Origin of the sequence: Streptomyces sp. NBC_01012 (genome assembly GCF_045162755.1) — a bacterium.
Taxonomy (GTDB): domain Bacteria; phylum Actinomycetota; class Actinomycetes; order Streptomycetales; family Streptomycetaceae; genus Streptomyces.
On the sequence record NZ_CP108688.1, the window covers coordinates 243,715 to 260,113 of the forward strand.

The 16,399-nt window shown below is 71.5% G+C and carries 15 protein-coding genes; 9 read left to right on the forward strand and 6 right to left on the reverse strand.

What is annotated here, in order from left to right; all coding sequences use genetic code 11:
- The first annotated feature begins 89 nt into the window (after positions 1-89).
- Positions 90-1,283, forward strand: coding sequence for a PP2C family protein-serine/threonine phosphatase (locus OG623_RS01030; RefSeq protein WP_406143398.1), 1,194 nt, complete (start codon positions 90-92; stop codon positions 1,281-1,283).
- A gap of 12 nt (positions 1,284-1,295) precedes the next feature.
- Here the strand turns inward: OG623_RS01030 and OG623_RS01035 are convergent, their stop codons facing one another.
- The 5 genes from OG623_RS01035 to OG623_RS01055 form a co-directional block, all read right to left on the reverse strand.
- Positions 1,296-1,913, reverse strand: a complete 618-nt coding sequence (locus OG623_RS01035) for a class F sortase (RefSeq protein WP_406143400.1) — start codon at positions 1,911-1,913, stop codon at positions 1,296-1,298.
- Between the two features lie 94 nt (positions 1,914-2,007).
- Positions 2,008-2,367, reverse strand: coding sequence for a hypothetical protein (locus OG623_RS01040; RefSeq protein ID WP_406151617.1), 360 nt, complete (start codon positions 2,365-2,367; stop codon positions 2,008-2,010).
- A 101-nt stretch (positions 2,368-2,468) separates the two neighbouring features.
- Positions 2,469-4,502, reverse strand: coding sequence for a sensor histidine kinase (locus OG623_RS01045; protein WP_406143401.1), 2,034 nt, complete (start codon positions 4,500-4,502; stop codon positions 2,469-2,471).
- A complete protein-coding gene (locus tag OG623_RS01050) occupies positions 4,486-5,205 on the reverse strand; it encodes a response regulator transcription factor (RefSeq protein ID WP_406143402.1) in 720 nt (239 codons plus the stop codon). The genes OG623_RS01045 and OG623_RS01050 overlap by 17 nt, the downstream gene beginning before the upstream one ends.
- A 46-nt stretch (positions 5,206-5,251) precedes the next feature.
- A complete protein-coding gene (locus tag OG623_RS01055) occupies positions 5,252-6,544 on the reverse strand; it encodes a YeeE/YedE family protein (protein WP_406143404.1) in 1,293 nt (430 codons plus the stop codon).
- Positions 6,545-6,912: 368 nt separating this feature from the next.
- Here OG623_RS01055 and OG623_RS01060 point away from each other — a divergent pair, with 368 nt between their 5' ends.
- The 8 genes from OG623_RS01060 (at position 6,913) to OG623_RS01095 (ending at position 15,107) form a co-directional block, all read left to right on the forward strand.
- On the forward strand, positions 6,913-7,593 hold the full coding sequence (locus OG623_RS01060) for a hypothetical protein (RefSeq protein ID WP_406143406.1): 681 nt from the start codon (positions 6,913-6,915) through the stop codon (positions 7,591-7,593).
- 82 nt (positions 7,594-7,675) lie between these two features.
- Complete coding sequence (locus tag OG623_RS01065) at positions 7,676-8,632, forward strand: LysR family transcriptional regulator (protein ID WP_406143407.1); 957 nt, start codon at positions 7,676-7,678, stop codon at positions 8,630-8,632.
- Positions 8,633-8,687: 55 nt separating this feature from the next.
- Positions 8,688-9,230 carry a DapH/DapD/GlmU-related protein gene (locus OG623_RS01070; RefSeq protein ID WP_406143408.1) on the forward strand — a complete coding sequence of 181 codons (543 nt, stop codon included), beginning with the start codon at positions 8,688-8,690 and terminating at the stop codon, positions 9,228-9,230.
- Between the two features lie 149 nt (positions 9,231-9,379).
- On the forward strand, positions 9,380-10,912 hold the full coding sequence (locus OG623_RS01075; protein ID WP_406143409.1) for an ABC transporter substrate-binding protein: 1,533 nt from the start codon (positions 9,380-9,382) through the stop codon (positions 10,910-10,912).
- 1 nt (position 10,913) lies between these two features.
- The gene (locus OG623_RS01080) at positions 10,914-11,858 is read left to right on the forward strand and encodes an ABC transporter permease (RefSeq protein WP_406143411.1); all 945 of its coding nucleotides are present in this window, start codon (positions 10,914-10,916) and stop codon (positions 11,856-11,858) included.
- Complete coding sequence (locus tag OG623_RS01085; protein ID WP_406143413.1) at positions 11,855-12,745, forward strand: ABC transporter permease; 891 nt, start codon at positions 11,855-11,857, stop codon at positions 12,743-12,745. Before OG623_RS01080 ends, OG623_RS01085 begins: the two co-directional genes overlap by 4 nt.
- A complete protein-coding gene (locus OG623_RS01090) occupies positions 12,733-14,328 on the forward strand; it encodes an ABC transporter ATP-binding protein (RefSeq protein WP_406143415.1) in 1,596 nt (531 codons plus the stop codon). Before OG623_RS01085 ends, OG623_RS01090 begins: the two co-directional genes overlap by 13 nt.
- Positions 14,325-15,107, forward strand: coding sequence for a class I SAM-dependent methyltransferase (locus tag OG623_RS01095; RefSeq protein ID WP_406143416.1), 783 nt, complete (start codon positions 14,325-14,327; stop codon positions 15,105-15,107). Before OG623_RS01090 ends, OG623_RS01095 begins: the two co-directional genes overlap by 4 nt.
- A 15-nt stretch (positions 15,108-15,122) precedes the next feature.
- Here the strand turns inward: OG623_RS01095 and OG623_RS01100 are convergent, their stop codons facing one another.
- On the reverse strand, positions 15,123-16,271 hold the full coding sequence (locus tag OG623_RS01100; protein ID WP_406143418.1) for an FAD-dependent oxidoreductase: 1,149 nt from the start codon (positions 16,269-16,271) through the stop codon (positions 15,123-15,125).
- Positions 16,272-16,399: the final 128 nt, after the last annotated feature.

The following is a 16,399-nucleotide window of genomic DNA, read 5'->3' on the forward strand; positions in this document are numbered from 1 at the left end:
TGCGGGAGCGGGCTCCCCGTACCAAGATCGAGCGAGAACGCACGGCCTGCCTTGCGGCGGCCTGCCCGTTTCACCCCGGAGGCGACCCCGTGAGCCCGTACCGCCGCGCGACAGGGCTGCCCTCGCACGCACCGCAGAACGAGAGCGACCTGCTCCCCCGGTGGACACCGTTCGCGCCGTTGGCGATGGTGGCGCTCGCGCTGGCGGTCGACCTGCCCACGCCGGGAGCGATCAGCGGGGACGTGTTCCTGATCCTCAGCTCCATGATCGCGGCCTGTGTGTACTCGATGCGGGCCGTGGTCGCGGTCGCCGCGCTCAACAGTCTGGCCGGTCTGGTGTTCCTCTTCGCGAGGCACCTGGCGTCCGACGGTGAGCACGCCGTGGTCGACTACATCGCCCTGCTGGTCCTCGCCTGGGCGTCCGTACCGCTGTGCGGGCTACGGCTGTCGGTGCAGCGCCGGCTGGTGGGCGCCGAGCGGGTGGCGGAGAGCGCCCAGCGCGCGGTGCTGCCACCCGTACGGGCGTGGTGGGGAAACACCTGGATCGCGGTGCGCTACGAGGCCGCGTCCGCCGCCGCGTCCGTCGGGGGCGACCTGTACGCGGCGGAGCACACTCCGCACGGTGTGCGCCTGCTCATCGGGGACGTACGCGGCAAGGGCCTGCACTCCATTCCCGACGTGGCGGCCCTGGTGGGCAGCTTCCACGAAGCCGCCCACCACACCCCGACCCTCGTCGAGCTGGCCCGCCGGCTCGACGAGGCGGTGGCCCGTCACACCCAGGAGACCGCCGCGGTCAGCGATGGCGGTGACCGCGACAGGAGCGGTGCGCACTTCGATGAGCACTTCATCACGGCCGCCATCGCGCAGATCTCGGACGACGGCACGGAGGTGCGCCTGATCAGCCGCGGACACTGTCCGGCCTATCTGGTGAGCGGGACCGCCCTGCGGGTCTGGGAGCCCGAACATCCAGGGCTTCCCCTGGGGCTGGGCGAATTCGACACAGGCCCGTGGATGGAGGAGTCACGTCCCTTCGGGCCGGGGAATCTGCTCCTGCTGTGCACCGACGGGCTCCTGGAGGCCCGCGACGCCGACGGGCGTTTCTACGCACCGGACGCGGACCTGCGGGAGTCGTGGCGCCGTGGACCACAGGCCGTCGTGGACAGGCTCGCCCTGGCGGTCCACGCCCATACGGACGGCGTGCTGGCCGATGATCTGGCCCTGGTCGCCGTCACCCGTGCGGAGCACGATCCGCCGCCCCGGCGGGCGGCTCCGCCGGGGCCGTGAGAGCCGCTCCCGTCAGCGCAGCCGCGCGTAGACGATGAGGTTGTCCACGGGGTGACCGTCGGGGTCGAAGTCTCCGTCGCAGGTGATCAGGCGCAGCACCGGCTCGCCCGTGGCGCCGTAGACCTTCTTCGTGGGGAAGGCCTGCTTGCTCACGCTCTCCGTGCCGGTGACCGTGAAATGAGCCTCCTTCCCTCCCCCGTCGGACACGGCGATGTCGGCACCCTTGGCGATCTTGTGCAGGTCGTGGAAGACGGCCTTGCCGAACCGTGTGTCGTTGTGGCCGATGAGCACCGCGGCACCGGGCTGACCGGGCACGGCACCGCCCGCGTACCAGCCGGCGGTCATGCCCTTGTCGGCCGGTGGGACCTCGACCGTGCCGTCGTCGTTGAGTCCCAGCCTCAGGAGCTCACTGTCTATCCCGAGCGACGGGACGGACAGCTGTGTGGGTGCCGCTGCCTTGGGCGCGTCGGGTGACGGCGGAGCCTCCGACGACTGGGCCGCGTGCGATGCCATCCGCCCGGACGGTTCGGGCGCGTCGGCCCCGCCGCAGCCGGTGACCGGGGCGAGCAGCAGAGCGGCTGCCGCGACGGACAGGACCGTCCGACGTGACGAGTGGGGTGTAAAGGGCATGAGCACTCCGGTGCGAGGGCGGGCGAAAAGCAGGGGGAGCCTGACGGCGGATGGCGCCGCTCCCCGGCGGGGAGCGGCGCCACCGTGCGGGATATCAGCCGTTGCGCTGTGCGGCGGACCGGCGGCGCATCACGAGGACGCCGGCGCCCGCGAGCAGCACCGCGCCGGCCGCGGAACCGTACAGCGCGGTGTCGTCGGCTCCTTGGGCCGGACGCTCCCCCGCGTCGACGCCGCCCCGCGGCACCGTGCCGGCCGGCACGGACTCGGCGGGGACGGCGGTCGGCTCCTCGCTGGGCTCGGCGCCCCTGGGGGCGGCGCTGGGGGACTCGCTGCGCTCGGCGGGCACCGCCTTGGGGGTGCTGTCGTCCGCGACGGCGGCGGCGGACGGGAGCAGCACAGCTCCGAGTCCGACAGCGGCGAGGACTGCGGTGCGCAGGGTCGGGCGAATGGACATGAAGAACTCCGATTCCAGCTCGGCGTTGGTGGTGCCCACGCACGGATGCGCGTCGGGCGCCGGGCATGCCCACAGCCTGGTGTGGAGTTGTGAGGAAGCTGTCAGACCGCTGTGTTCATCGGATCAGGGCCGGCCGACGGGAGCCGCAGCGTGAACACCGTCCCCTGGCCCACCGTGCTGACCACACCGGCCGTGCCGCCGTGCGCCTCGATGAGTTTGCGGACGATCGCCAGCCCGAGGCCGCTGCCTCCGGTACGGCGGCTGCGTGACTTCTCCGCGCGCCAGAACCGGTCGAAGACGTAGGGCAGGTCATCGGGTGCTATGCCGCTGCCGGTGTCGGCGACCTCGAGCACCACTTCCCGGTCGGCTCCGCCGGACCCGGTTTCGGACCCGGACCCTGCTCCGGTCCCGTAGGCGCGCAGCGTCACCCGCCCTCCCGGCGCGGTGTGGCGTACGGCGTTGGAGACCAGGTTGCCGATCGCCTGCCGCAGCCGGACCGGGTCGGCCGTGAGCTCGGGGGCAGGCTCGTCGCCGTCCGGGGCTGCCACGGCGAGCCCGACTCCGGCTGCCTCGGCCTGCGTCCGGTGGGCCGCCACCGCATGGCTGAGCAGGTCCTCGATCCGTACGGGTTCGGGGTGCAGACGCAGCGCGCCGGCGTCGGCCGCCGACAGGTCCTGGAGGTCGTCGATGATGTGCTGCAACTGCACCGCCTCCTCCAGGAGCGAGGAGATGAGCGTCGCGTCCACCTCGGCGATGCCGTCCTGGGCGCCCTCCAGCCACCCCCGGATGGTGCTCAGCGGGGTGCGCAGTTCGTGCGCGACGTCGCTGACCATCACCTTGCGCTGCTCCTCCAGCCTGGCGCGGTGTGCCGACATGTCGTTGAAGGCGGTGGCCAGGCGGCCGATCTCGTTGTCGGCGGCGACCACCACCTGCGAGGGATCCTCTCCGTCCCGCATGCGCTGGGCCGCACCCGTGAGCGCGTGCAGCGGCCGCACCAGCCGGATGCCCGCAAGGACCGACGCGCCGACGGTGAGCGCGAGGACGAGCGCCGCTGCCCCGATGATGTTGACGGTGTTCGCGGGGGACAGCTCGAAGCCGGGCACCGCGCCGCCGCCCGGGTCGCTGATGAACAGCAGCGCCGGCGAGGCCACGTAGGAACTGAGCTGCTCCTGACGGGCGATGGCGACGCATGAGGCGATGTCGCGGTCGTTCTCGCTGTCCAGGGAGGTGGGGGCCGCCGACGGCGATTCCCTCGGGACGCTGACGTCCGGACGCGCCGTCGGCACGGGCGACGCGACGGCCGGCTCCTCCGTGCCCGTGTTCCACGAGAGGTCGAGATCGAGCTGTACGGCTTCACGCCCCTGCCGGTCCAGGCAGGCATTGACCAACTCGTTGAGTGCGGTCAGCGCCTTGGTCTCCGTTCTGGTGGGGGTGTCCAGGGCATCCGTCGAACACAGGCTGCCGCGCACGCGGTCGGGGTCGTTGCCCACGACCTGGATACGGGGCCTGCCGCTCGGGCCCTCGACGACGTCCGAGGCGATCCCCGAACGGCTGAGGCAGCGCACCGCCTCCTCTGCGGTGCGCGTCAGCGACGTACGTTCCGCCTTCGGCAGCCTGAACGGTCCGACGGCCCGCGGGTCGACCCGGTCGCTGCCGGAGCGCTGCTCCCCGTCCGTGCCGGGCGCCGCTACGGTCACGGAACCCGAACCGGAATCCGCTCCCGAGGACGTGGCCGCCACGGACAGCGGATCCACGACCGCCGACGCCTCGGGCGGAAGCGCCGGGGGCGGGGGCGAGGAGGCGGCGGAGTCGGCGAGGATCTCGCGGCTCTGCGTCGTCAGCGTGATCCGCCGGTCGGACGAGTCGGCCAGCTCGGCCACCGTGTCGCCCACGCCGTCCCAGGAGGGGTGTTCGGCCGCGTAGCCGAGCAGGGCGTCGAGGACGCGGGTGTCGGCGGCGAGGTTGCGGCCCTGCTCCTGCTCGATCGCGCCGGATGTGGTCTGCACGGCCAGCCACGCGGTCGCGGCGACCGAACAGGCCGCGACGAGCGCGGACACCGCCAGGAGCCGGCCGAGGAGGCTCTTGCGCAGAGGGAGCCGCAGGCGCTTCCCGCCTCGCTCAGCGCGCCGGGACATGGGAGCCCTTCAACGGGTCCATGAGTTTGTAGCCCACTCCGAAGACGGTGAGCAGCCGTGTCGGGCGCCGGGGCTCGCGCTCGATCTTCTTGCGGAGGTTCATGATGTGCACATCGACGGTGCGGCTGCTGATGTACCGGTCGAATCCGTGGAGTTCGGCGAGCAGCTGCTCCCGGGTGAATACCCGTTCGGGCTCGGCGGCCATCGCCGAGAGGAGCCGGAACTCCCCCGGTGTGCACTCGACGCCCGTGCCTTCGACGGCCACCTCGTGACGAACGGGGTCGACGGCGAGTGAGCCCACCCGCAGCACATGCGTCTGTTCGGGGCCGCTGTCCCGCCGGGTGCGGCGCAGGAGCGTACGCACGCGCGCCATGAGCTCGCGCGGGCTGTAGGGCTTGGTCATGTAGTCGTCCGCCCCCAGGTCGAGCCCGAGCAGCAGATCGTCCTCCGTGGCACGGGCGGTCAGCATGAGGACCGCCAGCTCGCGTCCCTCGGCGCGCAGTACACGCACCACGTCGAGGCCGTCGGCGCGCGGCATCATCACGTCGAGCACGAGCAGGTCCGGCGCCCCCTGCCGCGCCTGTTCGAGGGCGGAGAGCCCGTCGGACACCAACGTGACGGCATGGCCCTCACGTTCGAGGTAGCGGCGGACCAGCTCGGCCTGTTTCGCGTCGTCTTCAGCGACTATGACGTTTGCGCACACGCGGACGATCGTAGAGGAGGCGCGGAGCGGCCCGGAGGGCCGGCGATCAGCAGACGCCGTCGCCCGGCTTGGGGTTGCCCAGGCCGAACAGGGGGCGCAGCTTGAGCCCGAGCCAGGTACCCACCAGTGCGACCGCGCCCCACAGCCAGCCGCTGAGGCTGCCCGAGGCGACACCCGCCAGGTAGGCGCCGATGTTGCAGCCTCCGGCCAGCCGTGCGCCCACGCCCATCAGCACTCCGCCGAGCACCGACGCGGCTGCCGTACGCCACGGGATGCCACGGTGCAGGGCCCAGGTGCCGCCGAGCGCCGCGGCGACCGCCGCGCCGATCATGATGCCGATGTCGGTGAGGCTGGTCTTGTCGGCCAGGACAGGGCCCGCCAGCATCTCCTTGTTGCCTGCCTGCTGCCACCAGCTCCAGTTCTCCGGGTGGCCGCCGAGTGCTCCCACGAGTTCCGAACCCCACAGGCTGAACGCGCTGGTGACACCCCATGCGCCGCCGGACACCAGCAGCACGCCGGCGCCGAGGACGGCCAGCACCAGGGCTCCCGCTGCGAGCGGCCAGGACCCACGGAAGGCGCGTACGGCGGCGGTGCGGGCGGAGGGTACGGCGCCGAGGGGAGGCGGGTTGCGGCGGGCCTGCACGCGCCGGGTGACCACGACCACCAGCAGCAGCGCGGCGATCGTCACCGCCCACGAGCCGAACCAGCCGATGTGGTCGGAGAGTACGACCGGTTCCCAAGCGGGAAGGTCCTTCCACAGGTCGAACTGCCAGGCGGCGAGCGTGGCACCCGCGATGAAGCCGCCGAGGGTCAGGAGCACCGACGTCTGTCCCGAGCCGACGGCGAACAGGGTGCCCGAGGCGCAGGCGCCGCCGAGTTGCATCCCGATGGCGAAGAGCAGGGATCCGACGACGAGACCGGCTCCGATCGATCCGGCTGAAGGCGCCGGCTGCGAGCCGAACAGCCCGGTACTCGTACCGATGATCAGCGCGAAGAGTGTGGCGGTGGTCCCGAGCAGCAGTGCGTGTGCCCGAAGCCCGGCACCGTTGCCTACGGCGATCAGCTGCCGCCAGGCGGAGGTGAAGCCGAACCGGGAGTGGAAGAGCGCCACGCCCAGGCCGAGGCCCAGCAGGAGCAGCACGCCCGGTGCGGCGCCGTGCGCGGACCACACGTACACGGTGAGAGCGACGGCGAGCAGGCCGGACACGACGAGCGGTGTCCTGCGCACCGGGGGCAGCGGCGGCGCCTCGGGGCGCGGTACCGAGGTGGGTGAAGGAACGAACAGGGCGGGCAGTGCGCGCGGCGGCGCGGCCGGCCCGGCAGGTGGCGCGGTGGTCACGAAGGTCTCCGGGGTGATGCTCGGCGGACGGCGGCAGATGGCTGTCGACGGCGCGGCACGGCGCCGCCGACGCGGGGTTCAGCCGCGACAGAGGCCGTCGTCGACGCACCATGCCGAGTGCGCGAACAGCGCGAGGCACAGGGGCAGGGCCGATGCAGACATGCGTACGAATATACGGATGGCGGGGCTCCGGATGCCTGGCTGTCTCGGCATGCGGAAGGTTCCTCGGACAGCTCCCTGCGCGCCTGGTCGGCTCGTACCGATGCAAGGGCGAGCTGCGAGGGCCATCGGACCAATCCGTGGGGCCTTCGGGACCGAATCTCTGAAGGCAGGGTCCGGCACGGTGACGCAGAGGGAGAAGTAGACGCATGGGCATGGTCGGGGCGGAAGCGAGCGAAATACGGGACGACGAGGGCGAGGCAGGCAGAGGCGGCCACCAGAGCACGGGCGGCGGGCCGGTGTTCGTCGACTCCACCGGGAGACGCAACCGGACCTGGCGCCGTGCGGGGACGGTCGCCGCGCTCTGCTGTGCCTGCTACGCCACGACCGTCGCGGTCGCCCTGGTCGGAGGTGATTCCAGCGCACCGTTCCTCCAACTGCCCCGGGCGATGGGCGCGGAACGCCAGCCGGAGGCACAGCCGTCCGCCGGCCCCACGCTCGGCACTCCGGGCTCGTCGGCACCTGCCCCTCCGGCGCAGCCGTCCGGGGCGGCTCCGTCCACCGTGCGGCTGCCACTCGCGCCATCTTCCGGTGCGTCTCCCGGGCCCACCGCACCCCCCTCCGGCGCCCGGACCTCCGCACCCACGTCCGGGGAGGCCGAGCTGACCGGTGCGGACGACGAGGCAGCCGAGACCACCCCTGCGAAGGAGCCCACCGCCCCCGCACCCGAGGACGGCAGCGGCACCGGATCCGAACCTCCGGCGGACGATGGTGAAGCCGGCCAGTCCTCGCCGGAGACCGGCGGAGACGCCGACACCTCGGGCGAGACCTCAGGAGGGCTGGGCGGTGTACTGGGAGGGCTGCTCGGAGGGTTGCTGGGCGGCACCTGACAGCTTGGGGGCGCGCGGGCGGCCGCGACAACCGGTCCCCGCCGAGCCACAACGATCAGTTGTGGCTGCCTAAGGTGGACCGGTGGACACAGAGGCACTGCGATCGTTCGTCCGGGCGGCCGAGCTCGGGCAGCTGGGACATGCCGCCGACGAGCTGGGCGTGACGCAGCAGGCGGTCTCGAAGCGTATCGCCGCCCTGGAGCGCGAGCTCGAAGTCCGCCTGTTCACGCGTACCCCCCGAGGGGTCGAGCTGACGCTCGACGGCCAGGCGTTCCTGCCGCACGCGCGGAGCGTCGTCGCGGGTGTCGAGCGCGCGGTCGCCGCGGTCAGCCCACGCTCACGAGCCCTGCGGATCGATGTCCTCGGCCTGCGGAGCGCGCAGGCCGTTGTTCTGCACGAGTACTGGCAGTCACGTCCCGGCACCGACCTCGATGTGGTGACCCTTCGGGTCGACGACCCACGCGTGGCGGTCGCCGCTGTCGAGGCGGGCGATGTCGACGCCTCGTTCCGCACGGTCACCGACCCGACGGAGCTGCCGCCCGAGGTACGGATGATCCACGCGTTCGACTCACCGCTGGAACTCCTCGTCGGTCCGGGGCATCCGCTCGCTTCGGCGCGCCGGCTGACACCGTCGCAGCTGCGCACGCACCGGATCTGGGTTCCTGGCATCGCACCCGGAAGCGAGTGGGCGGAGTTCTACGATCAGCTCGCCACCGACTTCGATCTGCGTATCGACGCGGCGGGCCCACACTTCGGGGACGAAGTACTCCTGGACGCCCTCGCGGCCTCCACGGATGTGGCCACCCTCGTCGGGGCGCGCGACCGGTACATCTGGCCGTCGCACCACGATCTGCGCCGTATCCCTGTCGTGAACCCGACGCTCGCCTACCCGCTCTCGCTGCTCCTGCGACGGACGCATCCCCATCCAGGGCTTCGCGGAGTGATCACCCATCTCGGAACCCTGCCCAGGCCCTCGGACCCGGTCTGGCTCCCGTCCTGGGCCACGACGCCACAGCACGGCAGGGCACGGCAGAAATGACCGGCCGGCGTGCTCCGTGCAGGCCGGCCACCCGTACACCGGAAAGGATCGTGGCATGTCCAGCGACCACCTGATGCGCATCCACAGCCCTGAGTTCCAGGCCATGGCCGAGAGGGTCCTGCGGGCCACCGAGCTCACTTCCCGTCTGAACGTCCTGCCTTTCGAGGACGAAGCCGGCAAGGCTGATCTGTTCGAACAGCTCCTCGGCAGGCCGATGCCGGCGAAGGCCACCGTCCACCCGCCCTTCTACACCGACCACGGACTCCATCTCGACCTCGCCGAGCGCGTGTTCATCAACCAGAACTGCACGTTCCTGGACTACGCGGGCATCCGCCTCGGCGAACGCGTGATGGTCGGGCCGAAGGCCACGTTCATCACCGTCGGCCATCCGGTCGACCCCGGGGAGCGGCGGGAATGGCTGAGCGGCGGGCCGATCGACGTGGCGGAGAACGTATGGATCGGAGCCGGTGCCACGATCCTGCCGGGCGTCACCATCGGCCGTGATGCCGTCGTGGCCGCCGGTGCGGTCGTGGCCGAGGACGTTCCACCGGCAAGTCTGGTGACCGGCAGCAAGGCGGCCGTGCGGCGTCAGTGGTGACGCGCCCGGTGCCCGGCCCGGACCAGGGGCAGAAGTGCCGGGCCGCGTCCGCACCGAGTGATCCATTCAACAGAAAGCACTGTTGCACATAGTTGGCAATAACCTATGAGACGCACATACTGTTCGAGTCGATCAGGAAGGTGCGCCCCATGCCGGTCACCCATACCCGCCGGAGTGTTCTCACCCTGGCTGCGACCGCCGGTGCCGGCCTGCTCGTCGGCTGCTCGTCCGGCGGCTCCGCGTCCTCGTCCCCCAAGAAGGGCGGGAGCCTGAGCGCGGCCTTCCCCGGCGGGGGTGTCAAGGAGACGATGGACCCGCACGCGCAACGGCAGTTCGTCGACATCGCGCGCCACAAGGCCGTCTTCGACAAGCTGGTCGACCTGGACATGGAGCTGCGTCCCGTCCCGCGGCTGGCCACGGAGTGGTCGAGTGACAAGTCGGCTCGCGTCTGGCGGTTCGACCTGCGGACAGCCCGGTTCCACGACGGGCACGTCCTCGATGCCGACGACGTGCTCTACAGCCTGTCGCGGATCCTCACCCCGAAGGCCGCCGACCACCTGGCGAAGAAGTCTCTCTCCGATGTGGACCTCGCCAACTGCCGTGCGGTGGGCAAGCGAAGCGTGGAGATCAGGCTCACCAGGCCCAACGCGGAGTTCCCCGCACTTCTGGCCATGACAGGGACCGCGATCGTCCGCGACGGCTGGGACGATCCGAAGCTGCCTGTCGGGACAGGGCCGTTCAAGTTCGTCTCCTTCACCGCGGGACGTTCCTTCACCGCCCGTCGCTTCGACGACCACTGGAACGGCGCTCCGCACCTGGACGAGGTGCGCATCCTGTCCGCCGAGAGCGAGGCACGGGCCGCCGCCGTGCGCAGCGGTGAGGTGCACTACGCGCACGAGATGACTCCCACCTTCGCCCGGACGGTCGAGCACGACAGCCGGGTACGGGTGGTGGCCACGGCGCGCAGCGGAGTTCAGGGCTTCGCCCTCAAGACGGACCGGGCACCGTTCGACGATCCGGACGCGGCGATGGCCGTCAAGCTGCTCGTCGACCGCAAGCAACTGGTGGACGTCGTCTGCGCCGGCCGCGCCGAGGTGGGCAACGACCTCTACGGCGAGGGGTACATGTACTACCCCGAAGGCCTGGAGCAGCGCGAGCGGGATGTGGCCGAAGCGAGGCGACTGCTGCGGCGGACCGGCCTGCTCAACAAGACGGTGTCGTTCTACACCTCGACCGCCGCGGACGGCTTCACGCAGGCTGCCCACCTCTTCGCGGAGCAGGCCGGTGAGGCGGGACTGCGGGTGAAGACAACCAACGGGCCTCCGGAGTCGTACTTCACCGATGCGCTGACCACGGGCACGGTGATCAACCACCGCTGCGGGTCCATGCCCATCCCCACCTACATCAGCGAACGGCTGCTGACCGAGTCGCCACAGAACGCCAGCGCCTGGAAACACCGTGACTTCGACGATGCCTTCGCCGCGGCTCAGACGGTCACGGACGACGAACGGCGCAATCAGCGGTACGGGGCCGTGCAGAAGACGATCCGGGACCGAGGGGGGCTGGTCCTGTGGGCGCACCCCGAGTGGCTGAACGCGATCTCCCACACCGTGCGGGGTGTGAAGGAGGCTCAGCCCAACACCGTGGACTGGGCCAGGTTCGACACGGTGTGGCTGGACTGAGGTGCTGCGCTACGCCCTGCGCCGGAGCGGCTGGACCGTTGTGCAGCTCGCCGTCCTCAGCGTCCTCGTCTTCCTCCTGACCAACCTGCTGCCGGGCGACGCGGCGACGGTCGACTTCAACGAGCAGGCCGGCCTTGACCAGGTCGCCCAGCTGCGCGAACAGATGGGGCTCGACCGGCCTCTGGTGGAACGCTTCGTCGACTGGGCGCAGGGCGTGTTCACCGGTGACCTGGGCACCTCGCTGGTCGGCGGCGGACAGGTCGCCGACCTGCTGTCCCGCTCCGTCGGGGCGACCGCCGCTCTCGCCGCCGTCACGATCCTGCTGCTCGTCCCCACGGCCGTCGTCATCGGTCTGGTGTCGGGCCTACGGGCCGGTGGTCGCACCGACCGTGCGCTGTCCGCCGTGACACTGACCCTGACGTCCGTGCCCGACTTCGTCCTTGCACTGCTGCTGGTGGCGTTGTTCTCGCTGCGCCTGGGCTGGCTGCCGTCCACCTGGGTGGGGGCCGATGACCTGTGGTGGCAGCGGCCCGAGCTGTTCGTCCTGCCGGTGGCGGTCCTGCTGGCCCGCACGGTGTGTGTGCTGTCCCGGCAGATCCGGGCCGGCACCGTCGCCTCGCTCGGCGCCGGCTACACCGTGCAGGCCCGTCGGCTGGGCGTGCCAGGGCTGCGGCTGGTGCTGCGGCACGTCCTTCCCAACGCCGCCGTTCCCGGGGTGCAGGAACTGGCCCGTACCGGTGACCAGTTGCTGGGTGGCGTCCTCGTGGTCGAGGCGGTGTTCGCCATCCCCGGCACCGCGACGGCGTTGGTGGAGGCCGTGCAGAACCGTGACGTACCCGTGGTCCAGGCACTCACCCTGACCCTGGCGGCCGTCGCGTGTCTGCTGAACCTGGCCGCGGACCTGGTCAGCCAGCGGCTGGCGCCCCGTACGGAGGTGTTGCGGTGAAGGCCGGGCGGCTCGTACGCGGCCGGCGGCGCGCGTGGGGCGGGGTGGTGCTGCTGCTCCTGCCGTGCACCGCTGCCGTGGCCGGCCCGTTCGTGGTGGACGCGGACATTCCGTCCGGCGGCATGCCGTACGCCGGCGGGGGGTCGGACGGGCACCCTCTCGGCACGGACGCGCTGGGCCGTGATGTCCTGGCCCTGATCCTGCGTGGGGGTACCAGCGCGTTGGGTGTGGCATGCGCCGCGGTGGCCCTGGCCATGCTGATCGGCGGCGCACTCGGTCTGACGGCTGCCGCGTCCCGCAGCCGTTGGCTCGACGATCTACTCATGCGGCCGGTCGAGTTGCTGCTGCCTCTCCCCTCGCTCCTGGTGATCAGTGTCATCGGTGTCGGCTGGCGCGGGCATCCGGTCGCTGTCGCGCTGGCGGTGGCCGCTCTCAATGTGCCGGCTGTGGCGCGTCTGCTGCGGGCTTCGGCTCTGGACGCGGCCAGCGGGCCGGTGGCGGAGGCCATGCGGCTGCAGGGCGAGTCGTCCGCGCGGATCCTGGTCACACACGTGGGGCGTGCGGTGCTGCCGGTGGCGGCGGCCGACGCCGGTACGCGGGTCGGAACGGCGGTCTTCACCGTGGCGGCCGCCAACTTCCTCGGGCTCGGCCTTGATCCGACGTCTCCGGACTGGGGTGTGGTGATCGCCGCGAGCAGGGAGGCACTGTTCGTGCAGCCGTGGGCGGTCTGCGCGCCCGCGTTGATGCTGGTGATGTTCACCGTCGGCGTCAACCTGTTGGCCGACGGCCTGCTGCCGCGCGCGGAACGCAAGGAACGCAAGGAACGCAAGGAACGACCCGACAGGACGGACAGCGCGCGCAGGAAGGCGACGGCATGGAACCGGTGATCGAGATCCGCGGGCTGTCCGCACGGGCAGGGGCGGTCGGCCTGCTGAACGGTGTCGACCTGACCGTCATACCCGGCGAGGTGACCGCTCTCGTGGGTCCGTCGGGCAGTGGGAAGACCACGGTCGCCCTGGCCCTGCTGGGCGAGTCGCCCCCCGGTGTCCGGCTCACCGGGTCGGTCGAGGTCGCGGGGACCGAGGTGGTGTCCGCCGAGGGGCCGGCGCCCGACGCGTCGGGCGTACGCAGCCGACTGGTCGCCTACATGCCGCAGCACCCGGCGCACGCCCTCAATCCGGCCCGGCGGACAGGGTCCGTACTCACCGAACTCGCCCGTCTCCACCGCCCGGAAGCCGACCGGCGTTCCACTGCCGTGGGGTACGCCGCCCAGGCGTTGCGCACCGCCGGGCTGGCGGACGACAGGGCAACGCTGCGCCGCTTTCCGCACCAGTTCTCCGGTGGGCAGCGGCAGCGGGTGGCACTGGCCCAGGTGCTGGCCTGCGGACCGCGTGTCGTGGTGCTCGACGAGCCCAGTACGGGCCTCGACACCGTGGCGCGCATGCGGCTGGCGGGTGAGCTGAACCGGCTGACCGACGAGGGGATCACCGTCCTGCTGCTCAGCCACGACCACGAACTGGTACGCGCTGTCGCCACCCGCACGGTGCTCCTGGACCGGGGGCGGGTGACCGCCGCCGGCCTGACCGCGGACCTCCTGCCCGCCCGGCCCCTCGCCGCTCCCCCACCCCGGCAGAGCGGCGCCTCCCCCGCCGTCAGAGCCGCGCTGGAGGTGGAGGGACTGTCGGCGTGGCTGCGACCGGGGCACAGGGGGCAGGTGCTCCATGACGTCACGGTGCGGGTTCCGGAAGGCGGTTGCACGGCGGTCGTGGGCCCGTCGGGCAGCGGCAAGACGGTCCTCGCCCGGTGTCTCGCCGGACTGCACGAACGCCGTACGGGCCACCTCGCCCTGTTCGGCGATCCCCTGCCGGTCCTACGGCACAGGACCCGGCGTCAGGTCCGGTCCGTGCAGTACGTATGGCAGGAGGTCCGGAACTCCTTCGACGAGCGGCGCACCGTCCTCGACCAGGTGGCCCGCACAGCGGTTCTGCTGCACGGACTGTCCCCGCGGGAGGCCGGACAGCGGGCGATGCTTCTCTGGGAGCGGCTCGGTCTGACCTCGGAACACGCGACGCGGCACGCCGGTTCGTTGTCCGGCGGGGAGTTGCAACGCGCGGCGCTCGCCCGGGCCCTGCTCGCCGAGCCCGACGTACTGATCTGCGACGAGATCACCACCGCGCTCGACGCGGTGAGCACCGAGCTGGTGACGTCGGAGATCATCAGGATCCGCCAGGAGAGCGGAACAGCTGTGCTGTGGATCAGTCACGATCTCCGACTGGTCGAGCAGCTGGCCGAGGACCTGGTGGTCCTCGACGCGGGCACCGTCGTGGAGCACGGCGACCGGGACGCGGTACTCGCCGCCCCGAGCGCACGCACCACCCGCCTGCTGCTCAGCGCCCGGCACCTGGGCGTCGGCTCCGCGGGCCCGTCAGCCCCGCACCTGGTACACGGAAGGGAACATCCTCACTCATGACAGTAACGGCCACCTCCGAATGGCAGCGTTGGCAGACCAGTTGGGACCGCCAGCAGGAGTGGTACATGCCGGACAGGGAGGAGCGCTTCCGGGTCATGCTCGACACGGTCGAGGCCGTCGCGGGCCCCACCCCTCGCGTCCTCGACCTGGCCTGCGGCACCGGCAGCATCTCCGACCGGCTGCTGCGGCGGCTGCCCGGAGCCCGCACCACCTGCCTCGACATCGACCCGACGCTGCTGACGATCGCGCGCGGTCACTTCGCCGACGACGACCGGGTCACCTTCGTGGAGGCGGACCTCACGGACCCCGCCTGGACCGGCCGTCTTCCCCACACGTCCTACGACGCCGTGGTGACGGCCACCGCCCTGCACTGGCTGGACACCGAGCCGCTGCGTCGTCTCTACGGTGCCCTTGCGGGTGTCCTGCGTGAGGGCGGCGTCTTCCTCAACGCCGACCACATGCGTGACGAGTCCGCTCCCCGCATCAACGCGGCCCTGGCTTCCCTGAACGCCGTCCGCCAGGAGCAGGCGCGCGGACAGGGTGCGGTGGACTGGGCGGACTGGTGGGACGCGGCGTCCCGTGACCCTCTCCTCGCCGATGCCACGGCCGAGCGCTTCGCGCTGCTGGGCGATCCACGGCAGCCGAAGTCGGACGGCACCCCGCGTGACCGCCCCACACTCACCGGCTGGCACATCGAGACGCTGCGGGAGGCGGGTTTCGGCGAGGCCCGGCAGGTCTGGTGCTCCGCGAGCGACGCGCTGGTGGCCGCGCTTCGCTGAGCGCGCGGAGCGCCGTCAGTACCGGCCCTGGCGGGACGGCTCCGCCTCGTCGGGGCCGGGGGCGGCCAGAAGGAACTCGGCGCCGCCTTCGAGCTTGCGGGCGATGTCCGCCGAACGCGGGAGCATCGACTTCTCGTACAGGTGCACGGCGTCGTCGACGGTGGAGGCGTCCGCGAGCGCCAGCGCGAGTTCGCTCGCGTCGAGCATGGCGAGGTTGACTCCAACACCCAGCGGCGGCATGAGGTGTGCGGCATCCCCCAGGAGTGCCACGGTGGGCGAGTGCTCCCATGTGTGGGGCACGGGCAGGGCGAGGATGGGACGGTCGACATAGGGGCCGTCGTTCTCGGTGATCAGGCGGAGCATCCGCGGCGACCAGGCCGCGTACGCGTCCAGCAGCTGTGCGCGGATGCCTTCGGTGTCATCGGGCCCGAGTCCGCTCGCGGCGAGCCAGTCGGCGGGGACGCGCCGCATGATGTAGACGCGCATGTGGCCGCCGCTGTTGCGCTGCGCGAAGAGGCCCCGCTCGCCGTCGCCGGCGTGGGCGCCCCCCTTGCCCACGAGTTCGCAGAGCTCGGGGTGGGCACTCTCCATGTCGTCGAACCACGCCTCCAGGAAGCTGACCCCGCTGTAGCGCGGTGTCGCGGAGGACACCGCACGGCGGACGCGGGAGAAGGCTCCGTCCGCGCCGATCACGAGATCGGTCTCGACGGTCGTCCCGTCGGTGAATGTCAGTGTGCGCGGCCCGTCGGACGGCCCGCCGACCGATTCGAGAGCACGTCCCCACCGGACCGTCCCCGCGTCGAGTGAGCGCACCAGGAGGTCACGGAGCTGTCCTCGGTCGATCTCGGGGCGGGCGGTCTCGCCCTCGTCCGGCAGATGGTGGGCGACGACGCGCCCCGACCGGTCCATGTCGCGCATTTCCTGCCCCTCGATCCGGGCGAGGGCGAAGAACTCCGCGAGCAGACCCGCTTCGCGGAGTGCGAGCTGGCCGTCCTCCTCGTGCAGGTCAAGGGAGCCTCCCTGATCACGGGCGGCGGCATCCGGATCCCGGTCGTACACCGTCACCGCGATGCCGTGCTTCTGGAGGATGCGTGCGCAGGTGAGGCCGCCGGGGCCGGCGCCGATGATGCTGATCCGCGCGTTCGCGGGCGTCGGAGAGTGCATGGCTGGTTCCGTTCGTCGATAGAGGTGACGGAGCTGATGGAGGTACCGGTGCGGTACCTGCACCCCAGCAAAGCAGAAACGAGTCAATAACTGAAACCATTCCAGTTTCTGGTTCGTTCCACTCATGC